This is a genomic window from Cellulosimicrobium cellulans (genome assembly GCF_001722485.1).
In the GTDB taxonomy this organism is placed as follows: Bacteria; Actinomycetota; Actinomycetes; order Actinomycetales; family Cellulomonadaceae; genus Cellulosimicrobium; species Cellulosimicrobium cellulans_A.
Window position 1 is genome coordinate 1 of record NZ_LWGL01000322.1, and the last position, 1,518, is coordinate 1,518.

The 1,518-nt window shown below is 76.8% G+C and carries 2 protein-coding genes; one reads left to right on the forward strand and one right to left on the reverse strand.

Features of this window, described 5'->3' with window-relative positions:
- Positions 1 to 702, reverse strand: a 702-nt coding sequence (locus tag JZ5iCDA_RS17430) for a UbiA family prenyltransferase (RefSeq protein WP_069388235.1), incomplete at its 3' end; no start/stop codon positions are given.
- A 15-nt stretch (positions 703 to 717) separates the two neighbouring features.
- On the opposite strand from JZ5iCDA_RS17430, the gene JZ5iCDA_RS17435 reads away from it, so the two are divergent.
- On the forward strand, positions 718 to 1,248 hold the full coding sequence (locus tag JZ5iCDA_RS17435) for a hypothetical protein (protein WP_290438827.1): 531 nt from the start codon (positions 718 to 720) through the stop codon (positions 1,246 to 1,248).
- Positions 1,249 to 1,518: the final 270 nt, after the last annotated feature.

Genomic DNA, 1,518 nt, shown 5'->3' on the forward strand with positions numbered 1-1,518 from the left:
GGGCGCGAGCACGACGACGACCACCGCGACGGCGAGCAGCGCCGGCGCGGCCACGCTCGCCGCGCGCCGGCCCATCCGGTGCGGCAGGCCGCGCACCCCGGTGGCGGCGTCGTCCTCGAGGTCGGGCAGCGTGTTCGCGACGTGCGCCCCGCTGCCGAGCAGCGCCGCCGCCGCGAGGGCCCACGGCGCGGGCACCCGGTCGCCGGGGGCGGCGAGGACGACGAACACCGCGAGCAGGGCGAAGGACACGGCGTACGGGGCCCAGGACCACGGCGTCGCCTTGAGCCCGGCGTTGTAGGCCCAGGCGCCGGCGACGGCCACGAGGTGGACGGCGCCCGGCACGAGCCCCGTCGCGAGCGACAGGACCGCGCAGGCGGCGAGGGCGGCGAGGGCGGCGGCGCGCAGCGCGGCGGGGGTGACGGCGCCGGTGACGACGGGCTTGTCGGCGCGGCCGACGGCGAGGTCGCGGCGCGCGTCGATCCAGTCGTTGGACCACCCGACGGAGAGCTGGCCGGCGAGGACGGCGGCGGTGACGAGCGCGGCGGTCACGGCGCCCGCGCCGATGCCGAGGGACAGCGCGCACGCGAGGGCGGTGACGAGCGCGGCGGGCGCGGGGTGGGACGCGTCGACGAACCCGCGCACGGTCGCGGCCGGCGCGGGCCGTGACCGGCGCTCGGTGGGCGTCGCGGACGGCCGGGGCATGCGGGCACGCTAGCCGTGCGACGCCGTCCCCGCGCGAGGACCCGCCACCGGTGGCACGATGCGGGCATGTCGCGCCTCGTCGCGGTCGGGACGGCGCTGCCCGACCGGTCGCACACCCAGTCCGAGATCACCGACGTGATCGCCCCGCTGCTCACGGACGACCCCGTCCGCACGGCGCTCGCGCGGCGGCTGCACGCCCACGCGGGCGTCGACACCCGCCACCTCGCCCTGCCCCTCGACGCGTACGCGCAGCTGCGCACGTTCGGCGCGTCCAACGACGCGTTCCTCGCCGCCGCCACGGACCTCGCCGAGGTGGCCGCCCGCCGCGCCCTCGACGACGCCGGCGTGACCGCGGGCGACGTGGACCACGTCGTCGTGACGTCCGTGACCGGGGTGGGCGCGCCGTCCGTCGACGTCCTGCTCGCCGCGCGGCTGGGGCTGCGCGCCGACGTGCGCCGCACGCCGTCGTTCGGGTGGGGCTGCGCCGGCGGCGCGCCCGCGCGCGCCGTCGCTGGGCGCCGAGAACGAGGATTTCCTGTGACATGAGGGCAGCGACTAGCGCGGAACGTAGAAGGGTGGATCAGATCGGGATTTTCGCCGCGCACCGCCTCGCTGAAGCCATGCGATCGGCGCAATATTCCGAATACTCGATTGCGCTTTCGGCAATCACGAATGTGGAAGCTCGATCAGGCCCTGCCGCAGATGCTCGACGAAGGCGCGCGCGGCAGGCGGCAGCTTGCGGTTGGCCAGCGTCTGCACCTCGATCTGCCGCTCGTTCATCTCGCGATCGCGCAGCGGCACCGCGGCGATGGTGCC